Consider the following 19,683-nt stretch of genomic DNA (forward strand, 5'->3'; position numbering starts at 1 on the left):
AATATGCAGTTCAGTTCTGGAATAGCTCAGGAAAGAGTGGATGAGAATGCTGCAAAGATAGGCGATCTGGCTTACTGGGCTATGTTGGAGGAGGTTTATACCTCCCCCAAGCCTGGACTGGTTGATTTATATTCCAATGGCGCTCATAAGGACATGGATGTATCCACATTTGAGCGGAGTGCGGCCGCTCTCAAACCGTATTTTACCTTGATGGCATTGGAGGGCATAAAGAATTCCAAAGAGCCTGAGACTGTTTTTGCCAATATCAGGAAGCTGGGACTTGATGCAGAAAAGGCCATGTATGGAGCCACTGCCGGTGTGAATACTCACAAGGGACTTATCTTTAATATGGGAATACTCAGTGCGGCTGTGGGGGCATGCATTGGAGAAGATAAGATGGTGACCATAGAATGTCTGATGGAAATGGAACAGGCTATGGTACGGAAGACCTTATTAAAAGAAGTCAGTGAGATGCGTGATTTCACCAGCAACGGCGAAAAAAATCTTCAGGAATACGGTACAATGGGTGCCAGAGGAGAAGCTATAAGCGGTTATCGTTCCGTATGCAGTATTTCCCTCCCGGTTATGTCAGAGGGGCTGAAAAATGGCAGGGAATGGAACCGGATTAAATTAGAAACCTTGTTTGCGCTTATGAGCCAGGTTGATGATTCCAATATTATAGCGAGACATGACCCCGGCATTTTAAAGGAAGTCCAGGTAACGGCCGAAGCATTTTTAAAAGCCGGTGGTGCGTACCGGGATGATGCCATTTCCATATTGGAACAGATGGACGGGGATTTTATAAATAAAAATATCAGTGCAGGAGGGTGTGCAGACCTTTTGGCTGTGACCATATTTCTGGCGGGGCTTGTGTGGAAGTCAAAGATTCCTGGGCTATCACAGAACAATCCATGAGAATGAGAAACGTTTTGCTTTAGAAACAATGCTGAGAAATTGAAAGAATAGAATAAAAGGACAGAGGTCTATGGGACAAACCGGTATCCTAGACCTCTGACTGTTACAATATGGACCGGCTTCTGCCGGTTTTTTTCGATTTTACTGCGCAGACGGTTGATATATACCATAATAGCGTTATCATCTATGGCGATGCTGTTACCCCATACATGTTCGTAAATCATATCTTTTGTAAAGACCTGATTGGGCCGTTTCATAAATAACAGCATCAGACTGCTTTCTTTGGAAGAAAAGATGATCTCTTCTCCGTTCTTATAAAAGCGCATGGTCGAGGTGTTATAAGTGAAGGGACCGCATTCTATCAGTTCGGAAGTGTCAAGTACCTGACTTTTATTCCGCCGGATCAGGGCTTTGACTTTAGCGCCAAGCACCAGAGGGCGGAACGGTTTTGTTACATAATCATCAGCTCCAAGAGACAGACCATATAGGGAATCGTAATCTTCATTTCTCCCGCTGACGATCATGACGGGAGTCTGGTCGCCCTGGCTTCGGATTCGCTTGATTACTTCAAAGCCCTCCATGTCCCCCAGCATAACATCCATAAGGATGATGTCGAAGGAATGATTTTTCAGTAGATTTAGTGCTGCAAGGCCGCTGTCTGCGACAGTGGTTTCCAGATCATTGCTGTGCATGACTTTTTCTAACAACTTATAAACAGCCGGATCATCATCCACAATTAATACTTTATCAGACATAGCTTCTCCCAAAATTAAAATTTTTGTAGAAATTTATCGAATTTGCTCTTAAAATATTATAATATTAACCTGGAGACAAGTCAATGAGGAAAAGACAAACTAAGGGGATATTCATGAACATTTTAATGGAAATCAAGAAATACAAGGCTTTATTCATGTCATTAGTGATGGCAATCGTGTTAATTGTATTTTCCTGTCTTGTGTTCAGCATATGGAAAGAATACAAAGAAGCAATCATAAATAATCAAAAAAAACAGATGCTTTTAACTGCTCAGACCATGGGAGATAACTTAAAAGCGTTTATTGAGGGATATGAGGAAGATATTAATTCCCTGTGCGCTATGGAAGATGAGAATTATAAACAGACGGGAGAGAAGAATTGGAATGTACTGACGGAGTATGTCAATTATCACACCCGCTATGTTTACGACGCGATCTTAGAGGATAAAGACGGTAAGCTGTTAAAAAGCCTGCATGGATATGGAGTGAAAAAAGTCTATTCCATCACCGGTATCAATGATGAGATGAGTTTTCGCCAATGTAAATTAGAAAACGGAGAAATGTATTTGGTGGTGAAGAAAGATCTGCCGGATGGAAATTCGGTTTCTATTGTTATCAATACAAAAAGCTATTACGATTCTCTTGTTTCCAATATCCGGCTGGGGACCAACGGATATGTGATTATAAAGGATTCCAATGGTATTATTCTCGTGCACCCTCAAAAAAGCCAGTGGGGAATCAGCGTTATTTCCGGAAGGGAAGTCATGTTTCCGGATGCTGATCTGACCAGCCTTGAACAGATGATTGCAAGGCAGAAGAGGGGCGAAACAGGTGTTGCGGAATATTATTCCTACTGGTGGGCAGACCCGGGCGTACCGGAAGTGAAAAAAATAAGCGCATATTCTCCGGCGTATATCGGCCGCGGTTTTTTGATCGTAAGCGCAATGATCGATTACAATGATATTTATATTCCGGTGGCTGCAGGTTTTTTTAAAATAGGTCTGGTTTCTTTGGGAATCATAGCGGTGGTGCTTGGAATGCATATTTATATAGGAACTTTATGGCTCCAGAAAAGAAAAGACCGGGAAGAAATCGCCTACCTGCTGGAACTGAACAAGATTCTGGAAGAGATGCATCAGAGCGAAGAAACCATTGCACATCAGCAGAGGCTGCAGATCATGGGTACCATGACCGGAGGCATCGCCCATGAATTCAACAATCTGCTTACACCGATTATGGGATACTCGGAGCTTTTAATGTTAGAGCTGCCGCAGGAATCCGAAAGCTATGACAATGCCATGGAAATTTATGAGGCATCGGCCAAAGCAAAAGAGATCATTCAGCAGATTTCCTCTTTAAGCAGAAAGAATATGGAGACTGCTTATAAATCGGTCAATGCCGGCAAAGCACTTCGCCGGGCGGTGAAGATGGTCAGTTCCATCTGTCCGGCCAATGTCCGTGTGGAGGAAGAAATCTTTCTTGGAGAAGAGTGCTTTTTAGGGAATGAGACTCAGATGAATCAGGTCATATTAAATATCTGCGTCAATGCCATTCATGCCATTGGCCATACGGAAGGACGGATCAAGATAAAGGCAAATAAGGTAAAGCCTTATGAATTAGAAGGATTTAAACAATTCTCTGTGTCAGCGGAATGGAGTTCCTATATCCGTATAGATATTTCGGACAATGGAGAAGGTATGAGTGAAGAGGTATTAAAGCAGATATTTGATCCGTTTTTTACCACCAAGAAAAACGGGGAAGGAACTGGTCTTGGCCTGTCTTTGGTAGAACAGATCATCCATTCCCACAAAGGATATATCTTTGCGGAAAGCAGTGCGGGGGCCGGAAGTGTGTTCCATATCTTTTTGCCTGCCATTGAACTGAAAGAGCAGGAAGTCACTCAGAACATGGAATCAAAACATAACGGAGTGTTAAGACTCCTTATTATAGATGACAATCCAAAAGTACTGAAATTGCTGGAAAAAAATTTCAGCAAGCTTAAAGTAACCGTCTTTTCATGTATGAATTTTGAAGAAGCCAGGAAAACTTTAAAAGAGCAGGAGGTGGAGGCTCTTATCACCGAACAGTATGTGGCAGGAAAAAGCGGAACTGATTTCTGTATGTCTCTCCAGGGCTCTTACCCGGAGCTGATCCGCATCATCATGGCAGACCGGGTGACAAAAGAGATCGTGGAGGCAAAGCAGCGCAAGATTATTGATGATTATATTGATAAACCGGTATCTGATTCCGCTATTTTAAAGTCTGTGAAAATATGTATCGAGAGAATTTAGAAGAAATTTTTAAAATCTAAAGGGAAGCAAGATGCAATAATGCCAAAAATTTAACGGATCAGTTGGTATTTATTGACAAAAACCCCGTGTAGACGGTATATTATAAGAAGCATGTCATACCGGTATTCTTTTTTTGATCGTAAAAAGAATATGGAGATAAGCTGGATTGGCATTCAATCAAATAATTCCAATGGGAGAAAGAAATGCAAAAAGAATATTTAATGGAATCCGAAGATGTAATCAGTCAATTGAACACATCACACCATGGACTTTCCGACACAGAGGTCGAAGAAAGACGAACGAAATTTGGACTGAACAAGCTGACCGAAGGAAAAAAGGAAAGTCTCATTCATAAGTTCTTAAAAGAGCTTACAAATTTTATGACGATTATCCTGATTGCTGCGGCATTGATTTCCGGTGCAACATCCCTTTATTCAGGGGAAAGTATGATCGACACGTTCATTATTCTATTGGTAGTTATTATCAATGCTGTTCTTGGGGTATACCAGGAAGCCAAGGCAGAATCCGCCATTGAATCGTTACAGGAGATGGCAGCAGCCACTTCCAAGGTCATCCGCAACGACAAGCATATGGTAGTACGTTCGGAAGAACTGGTTCCGGGGGATATTATTTTGCTGGAAGCCGGTGATTCGGTTCCTGCTGATTCAAGAATTTTAGAATCCGCCAGTTTAAAGGTAGAGGAAGCGGCGCTGACCGGGGAATCTTTATCTGTATCAAAGATTGAATCAGTCGTTGGGAACGGCGCTGCAGAAGTGGCGTTGGGTGACCGTAAGAACATGGTATATACCGGTTCCACCGTAGTTTACGGAAGAGGAAAAGCCGTTGTCTGCCATACGGGAATGGAAACCGAGATCGGTCATATTGCAAATGCCCTGAATGCAGCCAAGGATGAAGAGACTCCTCTTCAGATCAAGCTGAACCAGTTATCTAAAATTCTTTCTGTTCTGGTACTGGTCATCTGCGGACTGATGTTTGCCATTGATTTGATCAGGGTCGGACTTTCCGGTAACGGAATCCATTTACAGGAACTGATTGATACCTTTATGATCGCTGTGTCACTGGCAGTAGCCGCGATCCCGGAAGGCTTGGCAGCTGTTGTAACCATTCTTTTGTCCATCGGTGTGACCAAGATGTCCAAAAAACGGGCCATCATCCGAAGACTGACTGCAGTGGAGACCCTTGGCTGTACCCAGATCATCTGCTCGGATAAGACAGGAACTCTTACCCAGAATAAGATGACCGTTGTAGAACACGCCACCGACCATGAAACCATGCTGATGACAGCCATGGCTCTCTGTTCTGATGCGGAGCTTGATACAGACAAGGGAGAAGCGGTGGGAGAACCGACGGAATGTGCACTGGTCAATGATGCATTTAAAAATGGACTTGCAAAGAACGAATTGAAAAAAAGCTATGCCCGTATTGGAGAAGCTCCTTTTGATTCCATGAGAAAGATGATGTCCACGGTTCATAAAAAAGAGGACAACACACTGATCCAGTTTACAAAAGGTGCACCGGATGAAGTATTGAAGCGTTGTACCAGGGCTTACATTGGCGGAAAAGAAGTGGAGATGACCGAGGAGATTCGGACCAGAATTCTTCATGCCAATAAATCCATGGCAGATAAGGCTCTCCGTGTGCTTTGCGGAGCCATGAGAAGCTGGGATCATGAACCGGAGTCTTATGAACCGGCAGTGCTGGAACAGGATCTTGTATACCTGGGGCTTTCCGGTATGATTGATCCTGTGCGCCCGGAAGTAAAGGCTGCAATCAAAGAGTGCCAGGAAGCCGGAATACGTCCGATTATGATCACGGGAGATCACAGGGATACCGCAGTTGCGATCGCAAAAGAGCTTGGAATCCTGGAAAATGAAAGCATGGCCATAACCGGTGCTGAACTTTCTAAGATCTCGGATGAGGATCTGTTAAAGACCATTCAGAATTATTCCGTATATGCAAGGGTGCAGCCGGAACACAAGGTGCGCATTGTAAAAACATGGAAAAGGCTGTCCAAGGTAACTGCAATGACCGGCGACGGTGTAAACGATGCTCCTTCTATTAAAGAAGCGGATATCGGTGTTGGTATGGGCATTACAGGAACCGATGTAACAAAAGATGTAGCTGATATGGTTCTGGCTGATGATAACTTTGCAACCATTGTATCTGCCGTTGCCGAAGGACGGCGCATCTATGACAACATCAGAAAAGCGATCCAGTTCCTTCTGTCTTCCAATCTGGCAGAGGTGATCTCCGTATTTATTGCCAGTATTTTAGGTTTTACGATCTTAAAGCCGGTTCATTTGTTATGGATCAACCTGATTACAGACTGTTTCCCTGCCATAGGACTTGGTATGGAAGCCGGGGAATCCGACATTATGAAGAGAGAACCGAGAAATCCCAAAGACGGCATTTTCTCTGATGGTGTTGGAGGCGAGACCGTTTTTCAGGGCTTTGTGATCGCCATTCTGACCTTGGCCGCTTACTTTGTCGGTCATTATATGGAAAGCGGAGTTTGGGAGGTAGCTGAAAGCGCAGATGGCATGACGATGGCATTCTTGGCCCTGTCCCTGCTTGAGATGTTCCATTCCTTTAATATGCGGTCCAGAACCGATTCTGTTTTTAAACTGAAAACAAAGAATGTATTTTTAAATGTTTCTCTGTGCATGTCATTTGTACTGACTACTGCCGTCATTTATGTACCATTTTTAAGAGAAGCATTTTCCTTTGAATTTATTTCTTTCAAGGAATATATCGTTGCTGTACTGATTGCTGTATCAATTATCCCGATTATGGAAATATTAAAATTAATTAAGCGGAGATAGAGAACAGCCTGCAAATTAAAAATATTATAAGAAATAGGCACGGTAAAATCTCTCTATGGGTTAGATTCATGGGAGATTTTATCGGTTGCCGGTTTATAAATATTATAAAAGTCTTAAAATAATATAAAATCTTACAATTTTTTAAGTATGTTTTCATTACTCTTTAAGAAACTCCGTTTAATATGGTTACATGGTACTTATGCATCTATATTAGAAGGGGGATCATTTATATGATTACTATCTTAGCATGGCTCATGATAATTGTTTTTCTTGGATTAGTCATGACCAAGAGATTACACCCGTTTACGGCACTGATCAGTGTCCCGCTGGTGTTTTCCATTATCGGTGTCTTCACCGGAGCAATGAAGGAACCAATTGCCAAATATCTGGAAAAAGATGCGGCGGGATCTTTATCTATTATGGATCAGATCGTTGCTCTTGGAAAGATGTCTCAGGACGGATTGGTAAAGAGTTCCAAGACCGCATTCATGCTTCTTTTTGCTATCTTATTCTTTTCCATCATGCTGAATGCAGGGCTTTTTGATCCGGTTGTAAACACAGTTATTCGTATTGCAGGCGGCGACCCTGTTAAAGTTTTAGTCGGAACTGCAATTGTAGCTGCTTCTGTTTCCTTAAACGGTGACGGAACGACTACCACATTGATTTGCTGTACAGCATTTATCCCGATTTACAAAAAGCTCAATATAAAATTACTTTATCTGGGCGTTTTGGTGATCCTGATGAACACAATCATGAATTTACTCCCATGGGGCGGCCCGACCGCTCGTGCCATGTCGGTCATGGAAGTAGAAGGTGGTCCTGTATTAGCAGCTCTTGCACCAGGAATGGTTGTTTCTATTATTTACATGCTGGGGGTTGCGGTATACCTTGGTATGAAGGAACGAAAAAGAGTCGGTATCCAGAAGCTTACAGCAGCTGAGTTGGCAAAGACCACACAGTCTGATCCGGAAGTGGAAGCTTTAAAGCGTCCAAAGCTCATCTGGTTCAACGCAATCTTAACGATTGGTACCGTGATTCTTTTAGTGATGGATAAACTTCCATCTTCTTTCCTGTTCTTAGTTGCGCTGGTGATTGGCCTTATGGTAAACTACAGACAGATCAAAGAACAGAAAGAGCGTATTCAGGATAATGCAGGTGATGCATTACAGGTAGTGATCCTGGTTATAGGTGCAGGTATGTTTTCCGGTTTATTCGGAAACACAGGTATGAGTGATGCGTTAGCACACAGTATGGTAAGTGCACTTCCTACTTCCCTTGGAAGATGGTGGGGTCTTGTTACTGCAGTTGTTTCCGCTCCTGGTACCTTCTTCTTATCAAACGATGCTTACTATTATGGTATTTTACCAGTGTTTGCAGAGGCAGGTGCAAAGTATGGCTATACTGCTCTGAACATGACGGTAGCATCACTTTTAGGTCAGGCATTCCATTTATTAAGCCCACTGGTTGCATTCATTTACCTGCTGTTAAATATGACAGGACTTGAAATGGGTGAGTGGCAGAAGGAATCCGCTAAATGGGCCATCGGTATTTTTATAATATTTATCGGTGTGGCCGCAATTACTGGAGCTTGTCCACTATATATTTAAAGTTATTACAGGCAGATTAAGATTGGAGACAAAAATGAGCATATTATTAGAAGGGCTACTCTCGTTTACTTGGCAGCAGGCAATGATGATGTTAATCGGCTGCGCCTTGATGTATCTGGGTATCAAAAAAGAGTATGAGCCGACACTTTTAGTCCCGATGGGACTTGGCACAATTTTGGTAAACTTCCCAATGTCCGGTATTATCACACAGCAAAGTACTGGAGTTGAAGGTGTACTGAACGTGTTATTTGATGCCGGAATTTCAACAGAATTATTCCCGCTTCTGATCTTTATCGGAATCGGTGCAATGATTGACTTTGGCCCGTTACTGCAAAACCCTTTTATGATGTTGTTTGGTGCTGCTGCACAGTTTGGTATTTTTGCGGTTATCGTTGTCATTGTATTAACTACAAATTTATCTCTTCCAGAAGCTGCTTCCATGGGTATTATCGCAGCAGCAGACGGACCAACCAGTATCTTTGTAGCTGGTAAACTGGCCGCTAATTTGTTAGGACCGATTACGGTGGCGGCGTATTCATACATGGCTCTTGTGCCGATCATTCAGCCGCCTGTTATCAGAGCACTGACAACAAAGAAGGAACGTCAGATTCATATGAAATATGAACCAAAGAACGTATCCAAAACAGCAAAGATTTTATTCCCGTTAGCAATTACATTTGTTGCAGGTTTTACGGCACCAATGTCCCTGCCGCTGATCGGATTCCTGATGTTTGGTAATCTGTTACGTGAGTGCGGCGTTCTGGATCGTTTAAGTGCTTCTGCTCAGAATGAATTAGTAAATATTATCAGTATTTTACTTGGTCTTACGATTTCATTAAAGATGACAGCCGATGAGTTCTTAAACTTTAAGACTCTGTTAATTATCGGCTTCGGTCTGTTAGGTTTCGTATTTGATACTGCAGGCGGTGTTATCTTCGCTAAGATCTTAAATATTTTCCGTAAGGAAAAAATCAATCCAATGGTCGGAGCGGCAGGTATTTCCGCTTTCCCAATGAGCAGCCGTGTAATTCAGAAGATGGCAACAAAGGAAGATCCATCAAACTTTATTCTGATGCATGCAGCCGGTGCTAACGTTTCCGGTCAGATCGCATCAGTAGTAGCAGGCGGACTTTTACTTTCCTTCTTCATGTAACTAATTGCAACTTTATAAATATTTAAATGCGCTGCCCCATAAGGGGGATTGGAGGTAACAATGACAGATATCGTAACTCAGGCACTGGAATTAATGGGTATCGGCATGGGTGGTATTTTTGTCGTAATGATTTTACTTTACGGTATATCGCAGCTGCTTTTAAAGCTGACTGCACCAAAGAATGAGAATTAATTGAATTAGCTGACTGTCTATTTATTAGAATCCTAAAAATAAAATGTTTAAAGAAAAAACGATGGAAGAAATTCCGTCGTTTTTTCTTTTTGTGTTACAGTAAAAATGAGGCTGTTAAGACTCTTGAGAGCCATGAGAAAATTAAAGTTTCTCCGTCCGTATTTTGCGGATTTTAAGTATCAGGTAACCTCCAAAGACTGCGGTGTAGAGCAGGATGGACAGGACATAATTAATTCTATAAAATAGATCCATCTCATAGGCTGGGTTTACTGCGTCTATCATGTTTGGAATCAGCAGAACCATTAAGTAAAGATAGAGCAAAGCAAACCAGGGATAGGCAAGTCTCTGGATTTTTTTCCATACCAGTGGCTTCATGCGGCGCCGTACTTTGGTAAATGACGTGACCATAAGAATGATCATGATGACGAACATGGGAACCGTAATGATCAGAGCGATGATGTCCCTGGTCCCAAGCTCTTGTGGAGTATGTAACACGGCAGGAACGTAATAGGTACCGTATACAAAGGAATGAGCCAGAGTCATCAGACAGGCGATAATGGAAAGATATCCTCTGATCGGCATCAAGGCTTTTACCACCTTACTTTTTTTATTCAAGGCTCCCAGATACATGACAATGACAAACAGGGCCGTCGGGAATGCCCCTCTCCAGAAGACAGAAACGATCCATATATAGGTCCATTCCGGCCAGGCAGAGTATAGATCGAAGGTTTGGTAACATACCATCAGAGCGATGATCCCCAAGGAAAGTACATAAAAAATTCCAGGTTGTTTTCTTATGGCGCCCCTGAAAAAATAGACAAATATCAAAGCCTCCACAAGTGCAATTAAAAAAATCATGTAATGTCTCCTTTTTAATTATGATGAATTACAAAAACAAGTCGCGGTTAGCTGCAACTAACACAAGGTATATCACAGGACCATTCCTGCGTCAAGTTATTATTTTGTATATTTTTTTAATAGGAATGAAACACTATGAATGAAAGTAAAGATATAAAGCAAACAAAGAATTAAGCAATCAAGAAAACAAGGAATCAAGAAAATTAGGAATAATAAAACAGGGAATAAGGCAGGAGGAAAAGACGATGCCAGATGAGAAGGTTCAATCCATTCCAAACAATCTGCCGATGATGGCATTGGAGGATATTCCGGTACCAAACGCCGACGCAAAGCAGATCGTTGCGTTAGTAAAGGAAAGCGGACGTGTTACCGGCTACCAGCTTTCCGATGGGAGAGTACTGGATAAAGAAGAAGGGGTCCGGCTTGCAAAGCAGGGCGGAATCAAAGGGGTGGGAGTCTCCTCCAGAAACGGCAAGGAGTATCTGAAGTCCTTGCCGGATGGCAGTGAAGGCAATAATTTGAGCAATCTGCCCTCGATTACCAGTTAAGTTGTGAGATATTCAAAAAGGTTCAATCCCCTTACACAGGGATTGGACCTTTTGGTGTTAAGAGACAGGGGTAAGTCTGCCGCAGGAGATATCCATGATAAACCCCTGGATCACCACGTTACTTGGGATTAGGGGATGGGTTTTTAGTAAAGTGACGGACTGCTTTACGGCAGTTTTAATGTTGTCCATACCCTGAAGCCAGGAGTCCAAATCAAATCCTTCCTCTTTCAGCTTTTGTATGGTATCCCGCTCGATTCCCCGCTGGACCAGATGGGTGATCAGGGTTTCGGAGGAGATGGTGGCGGATAAGCAGTCGGTATGGCCGATGACCATGACTTCTTCCACTCCAAATTCAAGGATGGCGATCAGGAGGCTTCGTATGGTACTGTCAAAAGGGTTTATGATCATGCTGCCTGCAGTTTTTATCAGTTTCACATCTCCGCTGTGAACGCCCAGTGCAGCAGGAAGAAGCTCCACCAGTCTGGTATCCATACAGGTGATGAGAGCCAGTCTTTTTTTGGGGTATTTGTTGGAAGCGAAGTGCTTATAAAAACCGCTGTTTACAAAAGTGTCATTATACTTTAAGATTTCCTCAATCATAGTCTACCTCCATTATAATCGAATTATCTCCATTGTAATAAATAATTCTTAACGGGGACCAAAACGCTGTCTTAAAGATTGTTTAGCTGAAAAATCATGAAAAGCCTGTTGCAGCAAATAATTTTATCTATAATTTTAAAATAAAAAAATTGTAAATTTCTGGATGAAATGCTAACATGGACGTAGGTTTTATAACATTCATTCAGGGGGATTGTATGTTTCTCTATGTACTTCAAACATATTATGTACCAATTATTACGCTTATCATTTTTACCGTTATGGTTATAACAGACAAACTTTTTTCAAGACGTATCAAGAAACTGTTCCTTTGGGAGATCGGTTTGATGTTTTTGATGATTATAATCAACGGGGCAGATTTTTGTTTCCGGGAAATGAGCTCTAATTCAAATGGCTGGATACTCAGAACCATGACGACATTATTGAATTTTGGATTGAGCCCCTGTCCGCCTATGGTCCTGGTGCTGATATACGAGACAAAGGAGTCCAAAAAGTTTTCCAGATGGTTTTATGCCCCCTTGCTGTTTAACATGGCTGTATCCCTGCTCAGCATCCGGTATGGATTGATTTTTCACGTAAGCAATGAAAATGTCTATACCAGAGGGCCTTTGTTTTTTGTTCCTTTTGCAGTGTGTGGCTTTTATTTCCTATCCCTTATTTTCTGTGCCGCGAAACAGAGGGACAAGCCCAATAGGAAAGCGGAGACCGCTTTTTTGACCGTGTTTTTGGGATTGATCGGACTTGCAATAGTGTTGGAAATCATTTTCCATATTCAATTACTGGTCTGGAGCTTATCGGAAGCATCTTTTATGCTTTATTTTCTTCTTCTCATGACTCAGAAGATCCTGTATGATCCCCTGACCGGAACGTATAACCGGATCGCTTATGAAAAGCAGCTGGAGAAGATAAACGGACGGTCGGTGTGTACCATAGCCATGATTGATTTAAATAATTTAAAAAATTTCAACGACCGGTTCGGCCATTCCAGCGGAGATGAGGCCATTTGCGGAGTTACCGCCTCCATTCTGAAGGCAAAAGGAAAGCATATGCATCTTTACCGGTACGGCGGAGATGAATTTGTGCTGTTGAGCTGCCGGTTATGCGGGAAGGAGATGGAGAGAGTACTGGAACTGGCCCAGGACCGGTGTGAGGCGGTTGAGGGCATCTGTCTTTCTTTTTCTTATGGAGTAGCAGAATACCGGCCGGGAGATGATTTAAACAGCATTATCCTGAATGCGGATGCGGATATGTACCGGAATAAGAGAAAATTCAGAGATATTTAAGTTGCCCTTGACAAACGGAGAAAAAGCCCATATACTAGTCAATAACTTCATATACCATAAAAAGCGTTGATAAGAACAAGTAGCAGTACGAGAGACCACACAGAAAGCAGCCGGCGGATGAGAGGCGCGTGGAACGCGGATTGCGAATACCTCTTTGAGCTTCACACCCAACGGCAGAGCGCCCAGTAGGCTGTGACGGATTCCTGCACCCGTTATTGTGCTAGAGTATCGATTTTGGTACTCAAAAAGGTAAGCAGTGTGAACTGTTTATGAACTAAAGGTGGTAACACGAGATTTTGACCTCGTCCTTTTGATAGGGCGGGGTTTATTTTATTTTCAAAAAGGAGAATTGTTATGACGATTTACGAAGAACTGAAAGCCAGGGGATTGATCGCCCAGGTGACGAATGAAGAGGAAATCAGCAAGATGATCAACGAAGGAAAAGCCGTTTTCTATATTGGCTTTGACCCTACGGCGGACAGCCTTCATGTTGGACATTTCATGACACTGTGCTTAATGAAGCGCCTTCAGGAGGCAGGAAACAAGCCGATCGCCCTGATTGGCGGAGGAACCGGAATGATTGGTGATCCATCGGGCAGAAGCGACATGCGTCAGATGATGACCGTGGAGATGATCCAGCATAACTGCGACTGCTTTAAAAAGCAGATGAGCCGCTTCATTGATTTCTCCGATGGCAAGGCACTTATGGTCAATAACGCAGACTGGCTGATGGAGTTGAATTATGTGGAACTGCTTCGGGAAGTGGGCCCCCACTTTTCCGTAAACCGGATGCTGGCAGCGGAATGTTATAAGCAGCGTATGGAAAAAGGACTCAGCTTCCTGGAGTTCAACTATATGATCATGCAGAGCTATGACTTCTATGAATTATTCAGACGCTACGGCTGTAACATGCAGTTCGGCGGAGATGACCAGTGGAGCAACATGCTGGGCGGTACGGAGCTGATCCGCCGCAAATTAGGTAAGGATGCCCACGCCATGACCATTACCCTTTTATTGAATTCCGAAGGCAAGAAGATGGGGAAGACCCAGTCCGGTGCCGTATGGCTTGATCCGGAAAAGACCTCTCCGTTTGATTTCTACCAGTATTGGAGAAATGTGGCGGATGCGGATGTGCTCAAGTGTCTCCGTATGCTGACCTTTTTGCCGCTGGAGCAGATCAATGAGATGGACCAGTGGGAAGGCAGCCAGTTAAACCAGGCCAAAGAGATTCTGGCATACGAGCTGACAAAGCTGGTACATGGAGAGGAAGAAGCCCAAAAGTCATTGAAGAGTGCCAAAGAGCTGTTTACCGGAGGAAATGCGGCTGATATGCCGGCCTGTGAACTGGAGGAGTCTGATTTTACCGACGGCAGCGTGGATATTCTGACCATCCTGCAAAAATCCGGACTGGCACCCACCCGTTCCGAGGCAAGACGTAATGTGGAGCAGGGCGGTGTTACGGTAGATGGCAAAGGGGTAACGGATGTGAAAGCCCTTTTTACCAAAGAGCAGCTATCCGGAGAAGGACTTGTAGTAAAGCGCGGCAAGAAGAAATTTGTGAAAGTTTTTGTAAAATGATTTAAAAATAAAATATGAAACAAACAGAAACGGTCCCGTATCAATGATGGTCTCACTCATTAATACCGGACCGTTTTTTATGGCCAGAGAGAAAGCGGATGAGGTGTTTTAATAGAAAGGGCGAAACAAATCTTTTCGCGGCTGGAGCGCAGGCTTAAAAAATGGTCGTAATCCTTCCAGAGCTTTTCATAGATGCTTAGGACAGGACGGCACCGTTCTGCGGTGGTATCAAGAATACTGTCCAGATTCCAGACTGCCATATCCACGATGTAGGAATCTAAAAATCCCTGTTTTTTCATATTCACGAGTATGGTGCGGATGCGGTCTTTGGGAAAGGATTCTTTATAGCTTCTGGTTCCCGTGAGTGCACTGATAATGTCTGCTATGGCAACCAGTCGTTCCTCCGTCGTTAAATCCTTTGCGGTCAGGCCCCTTGGATATCCGGTGCCGTTTAATTTTTCGTGATGGCGGAGGGCAATGCGTGCAATGGTCTCATCAATCATGCCTCCGAATATCTTTTCTGTTAAGTCCACGTGAGTCCGCATAATGGCCATATCCTCATCCCCTAATTTCCCGGGAGATTCTAAAATTTCCACTGGAATCGCGATCTTTCCCAGGTCATGGAGCAAAGCTCCGCACAGAATCAAATTCAACTGTTGGTCGTTTAAGGAGATAAGTTTTCCAAGCTCATAGCTGATACTGGCGGTGGTTATGGTATGGGTTACGGTGTAATGGCTTCGGAAATCAATGATAAAGACAAGCATTTTTAAATATCCGGTAATCTCTTCCCCGGAAAGGGGGATGCGGCTTAAAAAATTAGTATACTCTATATCTTGCTTCCAGGCTTCATGAATGGAGCCCTCAAACTTTAATTTGGAGGCCAGCTCTAAGATATGAGGAGCGAATGTAATGTCTATCCCCGTGTTAAGGACATGAAGGGTCTCCTGCCAGGTCCTGTTTTCCAGTGACATAGAAACATCGATCCGGTCAGCGATGTGGATGAGCTGGGCTAAATCTTTCAGTTCCCTGCTTAAGTTTTCCTGATTTTTTAAGAAATGCCAATCGGTATGATGGAGCAGGACTGCCGGTGCAAATTCTGTTAAAGGGGAAAAATATTGGATAAATAAATACCCGTAGAAGGAATGGTTCCAGACATCTTTTGTTTCAAAATGCAGCATACTTGAAACGTCTTCTGTCTTAAAGGCTCCGATATCATGAAGCTGGGCGGCAAAACAGATGTTTCGGAGTTCTTCATCGGTATACTGTCCGGTTTTTCCGATCATCCGGTAAATGATGTAGGCCACATGAGTTCCATGTTCGGTAAGTCTTGTATCAATATAGCTGCAAAAGCGGCGGATGATTCCCAGAATGCTTTCGTTATTTATAATATGGGTATATTGCATCTGCATGCACAATCCTCCTTGGTATCGTTACTCTAATGATAGTTTACCATAACATACCATTTATGAAAAGAAAAATAAGCCCTGCAAAGGTACTTGTTTGATGTGCTGCCGGGGGAAAACGGTTGAGAATCATGACAGTCAGAGGTATAATGATTTTGTTGCACAGGAATAAAATGATTGGAGGGATCATTACAATGAAGGAGAAGGCAGGAGATGTGATGCTGGTTGAGGAAACATGTTATCGTCAGATGGGGCAGCAGGGCAAAGGAATTGAAAACAAACGTAAAATATGAAAACCGCCTGTTTTTACAGTTTCTTTTCCTGGTAACAGTCCCTTTGATTATCATGGGGATTGTATCTTACTGTATTTATGTCAGGGGGGAGACTGCAAAGAGCAGGCTGGCTCTGGATTCTTACTGTAAAAGCGTAGCCAATGAGTATGAAAATGTGTTTTCCTCCATACGGGAATATTATTTGGACAGCACCAGCAATACTTCCGTAAAATGGCTGGTGAACCAGAAGGAGGTTCCTTATTCCAGATATAAGGAGCTGCGGCAGGCCCAAAATTTGCTTCAGGGAAACTATTTTTTATCAAAGTATATCAGTTTTTATAATTTCATCAATGTAAAGGAAGGCTGGGTCCTTAATAAATACGGGATGTATCCGGTTGAAGATTTAAAGAATAAGTCTGAGCTGGAGGGATTTCTGGCAGAGCAGAAGGAGGTTCCGGTGTCTTTGTACTGGCTCAACCGTACAGACGCAGTCGGCCCGTATCACGGGACCGTAAAGGAGTCCGGGTTTGTGGACATGAGCGGAGAACTCCTTGTGGTGAAAGAAGAATTCAGCAGCGTGGGGACCGTGTATTTACTGACAGTCCGGCTGGATACGGCCCGGCTGGCAGACCTTTCCGAGCCCTATCAGAAGATGGGGTATGATGTGACTGTGTTAAGCAATGGAAAGGTGCTGATGGAGACCAATCCGGGCCTTACCCGGACCTATTTTGCCGCAGCCGGGAAGGAATCCATTGAAAACGGTATTTATCCGTCTCCAAGCGGGAAAAAGTACCGGCTGAGTGTGATCGAGTCTGCTGGAAATGATTTAACCTACATAACTGGAATGGATTTGGCAAAGATGAACCGGGGAGGAATTCCCTTTGTTCTGGCCTCCATTGCCATCATTGCTGTGTTCGGGGTGATCCTTGTTTTATTAAAACTGGCTGCGGTTGCTTTTTCAAAGCCGGTGCAGATGCTCTTATCGTTTGTAGACGATCAGAACGCCCAGATCAAGGATCTGTTTTTAACAAATCTATTAAAAGGCGAACTGAATATGGAAAAGATACAGGATACCATGAAGAAATATGAAATGGAATCCTGGAGTGCTTACCGGTTGATCGCCATTTCCTGCAAGTTTGAGGAGAAGGAGGGGCCTGTGTCCCAGGAGGAGAGGGACCGGGTGAATAAGGAGATTTCGGGGAACTTACCGGACAGTGTAAGAGAGGCATTTTTCCTGTCGCCGGTTCTTTATGAGCATATGGCCCTGTTTCTCATTGGGGAGAATGACGATCTGGAATTGGATAATAAAACAGCACTCGTATACAAGCAGATCAAGGATCATGTGATGGAGCATTACGGGTATCCGGTTGCTTTTGGCATCAGCAGGACATTCCATAAGCTGACCCATGCGGGGAGGGCATACGAGGAATGTTCCGAAGCTCTTCACAGCAAAAACCACAACCGCAATGAACATGGCTCCTCTCTGGTTCTTTACGATGATTATTCCCTTATGGACCCGGCAGGGAATGTGTATGACAGGATCATGGAGGATGAGCTGTCCCATGCGGTGGACAGCTGCAACGAAGAGGAAGCAAGAAGGCTTTTGGAGCTGGTGGTGGGCAGAATGGAAATGAAGGGGGCTTCCGGTATGGAGCGGACCTATTATGTTACAAGGCTTCTGACGGCAATCCTTGATATTCCGGCCAGGGCTTCCATTTCTCTTTCCGATGTGTTTGGAAACGAACAGTATAATGTTCTGACAAAGGCGGCCAATGTTTACGGGCAGAAGGAACTGGTAACCTACATCGCAGATGAAATCTTTCAGCCTGTGATGACCGCTCTTACGGAGGCCCGCCAGGCCAGTGGGTCCCAGATCGTGAAGGAAGTCACCAGAATGATCAAGGACAACAATGGGAATTTAAGCTTGAATGAATGTGCAGATGTACTCAGTTATCATCCCAACTATATCAGCCGTGTGCTGAAACGGGAAAAGGGAGTTTCCTTTACGGACATGATCAATGAAGAAAAACTGAAAATAGCAAAATACTTGCTGCTTACCACCACAGACCCCATTTCTGAAATATCTGCCAAATTAAACTACAATAATGTTCAAAATTTTATTCGGTTTTTTAAGAATCAGGTAGGGATAACTCCTTCTGCTTATCGGAAACAGCATAAGGAGTCGGATGACTGCCTGGGAATATAATGATTATTCTAATGGATAAGCCTCGAAGAAACCTTGTGATTATCAGGGAATCGGGGCTTTTTCTATACAAAAAAACAGGTTTGATAATGATTATTTACAAAAGCCGGAACCATGATGTACGATAACCTCACCAAGGGGGAAGCAGTCAATGGCTTATCCCAATAACGATTGAGGAGGAGAAAGTATGAGTCAAAACCCATCGCCGTCTGGAACAAGGCCAAGGGCCGGAACGGTCAAGCACGCACTGCAGGCCCATAAGTGGCTGTACCTGATGATCATTCCAGGCGTCATTTATATGCTGGTTTTCAGCTATCTGCCTATGGGCGGATTGGTTATGGCATTTCAGGAATTCAGCCCTTATAACGGAGACACTATGCTGGGGGCATTTCTTCACAGTCCTTTTGCAGGATTGTCCGTATTTAAAAAGTTTTTCACCGGACCGGATTTTGTCCGGGTTTTAACCAATACATTGTCGATTTCCATTGCCAACCTGATTTTTTATTTTCCGGCACCGATCATACTGGCACTTTTTTTAAATGAAATCAAGAACTTGGCTTTCAAGAGGGTGACACAGACCATGGTGTACATCCCCCACTTCATTTCCATGGTTATCGTGGCTGCGTTGACCGCCCAGCTGTTCAGCACCACCGATGGTCTTGTCTATCACTGGCTGGTGGAGCTGTTTGGAAGAGACCATGCGCCGGACATCATGTCAAACCCCAAGCTTTTCGTTCCCATGATCGTAGGTCAGAGCATGTGGAAGGAAACGGGTTACGGAACCATAATTTTCCTTGCCGCGCTGTCGGGAGTGGATACCCAGCTTTATGAAGCGGCAGAAGTGGATGGCGCCAACCGCTGGCAGAAGATGTGGCACATCACCCTTCCGGCCATCCGTTCCACCATTGTCATTATGCTAATTTTAAGGGTGGGTACCATTTTAAATACCGGATATGAGCAGATTTTCCTGATGCAGAATTCCATGAACCGTGGAGTATCGGATGTTTTTGATACCTACATCTATATGAAAGGTGTTGTAAACGGCAACTATTCTCTGGCAACAGCGGCAGGTATGTTCAAGTCCGTGGTCAGCATGATTATGGTACTTGGTGCCAATAAGCTGGCAAAAATGTTCGGGGAATCAGGATTTTATTGATCGGGAGG

The 19,683-nt window shown here is 43.6% G+C and carries 15 protein-coding genes and 1 other annotated feature; of the genes, 11 read left to right on the forward strand and 4 right to left on the reverse strand.

The window, feature by feature from the left end; translation table 11 throughout:
* The first annotated feature begins 3 nt into the window (after window positions 1-3).
* Complete coding sequence (gene citG / locus VIG27_RS03255) at window positions 4-915, forward strand: triphosphoribosyl-dephospho-CoA synthase CitG (protein WP_394525171.1); 912 nt, start codon at window positions 4-6, stop codon at window positions 913-915.
* Window positions 916-983: 68 nt separating this feature from the next.
* On the opposite strand, the gene VIG27_RS03260 is transcribed toward citG, so the two are convergent.
* Window positions 984-1,670, reverse strand: a complete 687-nt coding sequence (locus VIG27_RS03260) for a response regulator transcription factor (RefSeq protein ID WP_394525173.1) — start codon at window positions 1,668-1,670, stop codon at window positions 984-986.
* Between the two features lie 113 nt (window positions 1,671-1,783).
* On the opposite strand from VIG27_RS03260, the gene VIG27_RS03265 reads away from it, so the two are divergent.
* From VIG27_RS03265 to VIG27_RS03285, 5 genes are all read left to right on the forward strand, one after another.
* Window positions 1,784-3,961 carry an ATP-binding protein gene (locus VIG27_RS03265; RefSeq protein WP_394525174.1) on the forward strand — a complete coding sequence of 726 codons (2,178 nt, stop codon included), beginning with the start codon at window positions 1,784-1,786 and terminating at the stop codon, window positions 3,959-3,961.
* Window positions 3,962-4,164: 203 nt separating this feature from the next.
* Window positions 4,165-6,804, forward strand: a complete 2,640-nt coding sequence (locus tag VIG27_RS03270) for a calcium-translocating P-type ATPase, PMCA-type (protein WP_394525175.1) — start codon at window positions 4,165-4,167, stop codon at window positions 6,802-6,804.
* Window positions 6,805-7,034: 230 nt separating this feature from the next.
* The gene (locus VIG27_RS03275; RefSeq protein ID WP_394525176.1) at window positions 7,035-8,411 is read left to right on the forward strand and encodes a CitMHS family transporter; all 1,377 of its coding nucleotides are present in this window, start codon (window positions 7,035-7,037) and stop codon (window positions 8,409-8,411) included.
* A gap of 34 nt (window positions 8,412-8,445) precedes the next feature.
* Entirely contained in the window at window positions 8,446-9,564 is a 1,119-nt protein-coding gene (locus VIG27_RS03280) for a sodium ion-translocating decarboxylase subunit beta (RefSeq protein WP_394525178.1), read from the forward strand.
* 60 nt (window positions 9,565-9,624) lie between these two features.
* Window positions 9,625-9,756: an OadG-related small transporter subunit gene (locus tag VIG27_RS03285; RefSeq protein ID WP_394525179.1), complete on the forward strand. Its 132-nt coding sequence runs from the start codon at window positions 9,625-9,627 to the stop codon at window positions 9,754-9,756.
* A 141-nt stretch (window positions 9,757-9,897) separates the two neighbouring features.
* On the opposite strand, the gene VIG27_RS03290 is transcribed toward VIG27_RS03285, so the two are convergent.
* Window positions 9,898-10,614 (reverse strand): ferric reductase-like transmembrane domain-containing protein, encoded by a 717-nt coding sequence (locus tag VIG27_RS03290; RefSeq protein WP_394525180.1) that lies wholly within the window; start codon window positions 10,612-10,614, stop codon window positions 9,898-9,900.
* Window positions 10,615-10,859: 245 nt separating this feature from the next.
* Here VIG27_RS03290 and VIG27_RS03295 point away from each other — a divergent pair, with 245 nt between their 5' ends.
* A complete protein-coding gene (locus VIG27_RS03295) occupies window positions 10,860-11,162 on the forward strand; it encodes a DUF3892 domain-containing protein (protein WP_394525181.1) in 303 nt (100 codons plus the stop codon).
* 57 nt (window positions 11,163-11,219) lie between these two features.
* Here VIG27_RS03295 and VIG27_RS03300 read toward each other — a convergent pair whose 3' ends face one another.
* Window positions 11,220-11,762, reverse strand: coding sequence for a beta-class carbonic anhydrase (locus tag VIG27_RS03300; RefSeq protein WP_394525182.1), 543 nt, complete (start codon window positions 11,760-11,762; stop codon window positions 11,220-11,222).
* Window positions 11,763-11,977: 215 nt separating this feature from the next.
* On the opposite strand from VIG27_RS03300, the gene VIG27_RS03305 reads away from it, so the two are divergent.
* On the forward strand, window positions 11,978-13,063 hold the full coding sequence (locus tag VIG27_RS03305; RefSeq protein ID WP_394525183.1) for a GGDEF domain-containing protein: 1,086 nt from the start codon (window positions 11,978-11,980) through the stop codon (window positions 13,061-13,063).
* Window positions 13,064-13,120: 57 nt separating this feature from the next.
* Window positions 13,121-13,376: a binding site (T-box leader), on the forward strand.
* A 41-nt stretch (window positions 13,377-13,417) separates the two neighbouring features.
* Window positions 13,418-14,641 (forward strand): tyrosine--tRNA ligase, encoded by a 1,224-nt coding sequence (gene tyrS, locus VIG27_RS03310; protein ID WP_394525185.1) that lies wholly within the window; start codon window positions 13,418-13,420, stop codon window positions 14,639-14,641.
* Between the two features lie 77 nt (window positions 14,642-14,718).
* Here the strand turns inward: tyrS and VIG27_RS03315 are convergent, their stop codons facing one another.
* Complete coding sequence (locus tag VIG27_RS03315) at window positions 14,719-16,050, reverse strand: HD-GYP domain-containing protein (protein ID WP_394525187.1); 1,332 nt, start codon at window positions 16,048-16,050, stop codon at window positions 14,719-14,721.
* Between the two features lie 264 nt (window positions 16,051-16,314).
* On the opposite strand from VIG27_RS03315, the gene VIG27_RS03320 reads away from it, so the two are divergent.
* Both VIG27_RS03320 and VIG27_RS03325 read left to right on the forward strand, forming a co-directional pair.
* Window positions 16,315-18,522, forward strand: coding sequence for a helix-turn-helix domain-containing protein (locus tag VIG27_RS03320; protein ID WP_394525188.1), 2,208 nt, complete (start codon window positions 16,315-16,317; stop codon window positions 18,520-18,522).
* Window positions 18,523-18,706: 184 nt separating this feature from the next.
* Complete coding sequence (locus tag VIG27_RS03325; protein ID WP_394525189.1) at window positions 18,707-19,675, forward strand: ABC transporter permease; 969 nt, start codon at window positions 18,707-18,709, stop codon at window positions 19,673-19,675.
* Window positions 19,676-19,683: the final 8 nt, after the last annotated feature.

The sequence above is a fragment of the Lacrimispora sinapis genome (assembly GCF_043633585.1).
Taxonomy (GTDB): domain Bacteria; phylum Bacillota; class Clostridia; order Lachnospirales; family Lachnospiraceae; genus Lacrimispora; species Lacrimispora sinapis.

Excerpts from the sequence above, each read along its gene's own strand:
- VIG27_RS03315 (WP_394525187.1), bottom strand. The coding sequence starts at position 16,050 with ATGCAGATGCAATATACCCATATTATAAATAACGAAAGCATTCTGGGA.
- VIG27_RS03265 (WP_394525174.1), top strand. The coding sequence starts at position 1,784 with ATGAACATTTTAATGGAAATCAAGAAATACAAGGCTTTATTCATGTCA.
- VIG27_RS03325 (WP_394525189.1), top strand. The coding sequence starts at position 18,707 with ATGAGTCAAAACCCATCGCCGTCTGGAACAAGGCCAAGGGCCGGAACG.
- VIG27_RS03300 (WP_394525182.1), bottom strand. The coding sequence starts at position 11,762 with ATGATTGAGGAAATCTTAAAGTATAATGACACTTTTGTAAACAGCGGT.
- VIG27_RS03275 (WP_394525176.1), top strand. The coding sequence starts at position 7,035 with ATGATTACTATCTTAGCATGGCTCATGATAATTGTTTTTCTTGGATTA.
- VIG27_RS03280 (WP_394525178.1), top strand. The coding sequence starts at position 8,446 with ATGAGCATATTATTAGAAGGGCTACTCTCGTTTACTTGGCAGCAGGCA.
- VIG27_RS03305 (WP_394525183.1), top strand. The coding sequence starts at position 11,978 with ATGTTTCTCTATGTACTTCAAACATATTATGTACCAATTATTACGCTT.
- VIG27_RS03295 (WP_394525181.1), top strand. The coding sequence starts at position 10,860 with ATGCCAGATGAGAAGGTTCAATCCATTCCAAACAATCTGCCGATGATG.
- citG (WP_394525171.1), top strand. The coding sequence starts at position 4 with ATGCAGTTCAGTTCTGGAATAGCTCAGGAAAGAGTGGATGAGAATGCT.
- tyrS (WP_394525185.1), top strand. The coding sequence starts at position 13,418 with ATGACGATTTACGAAGAACTGAAAGCCAGGGGATTGATCGCCCAGGTG.
- VIG27_RS03285 (WP_394525179.1), top strand. The coding sequence starts at position 9,625 with ATGACAGATATCGTAACTCAGGCACTGGAATTAATGGGTATCGGCATG.
- VIG27_RS03290 (WP_394525180.1), bottom strand. The coding sequence starts at position 10,614 with ATGATTTTTTTAATTGCACTTGTGGAGGCTTTGATATTTGTCTATTTT.
- VIG27_RS03270 (WP_394525175.1), top strand. The coding sequence starts at position 4,165 with ATGCAAAAAGAATATTTAATGGAATCCGAAGATGTAATCAGTCAATTG.
- VIG27_RS03260 (WP_394525173.1), bottom strand. The coding sequence starts at position 1,670 with ATGTCTGATAAAGTATTAATTGTGGATGATGATCCGGCTGTTTATAAG.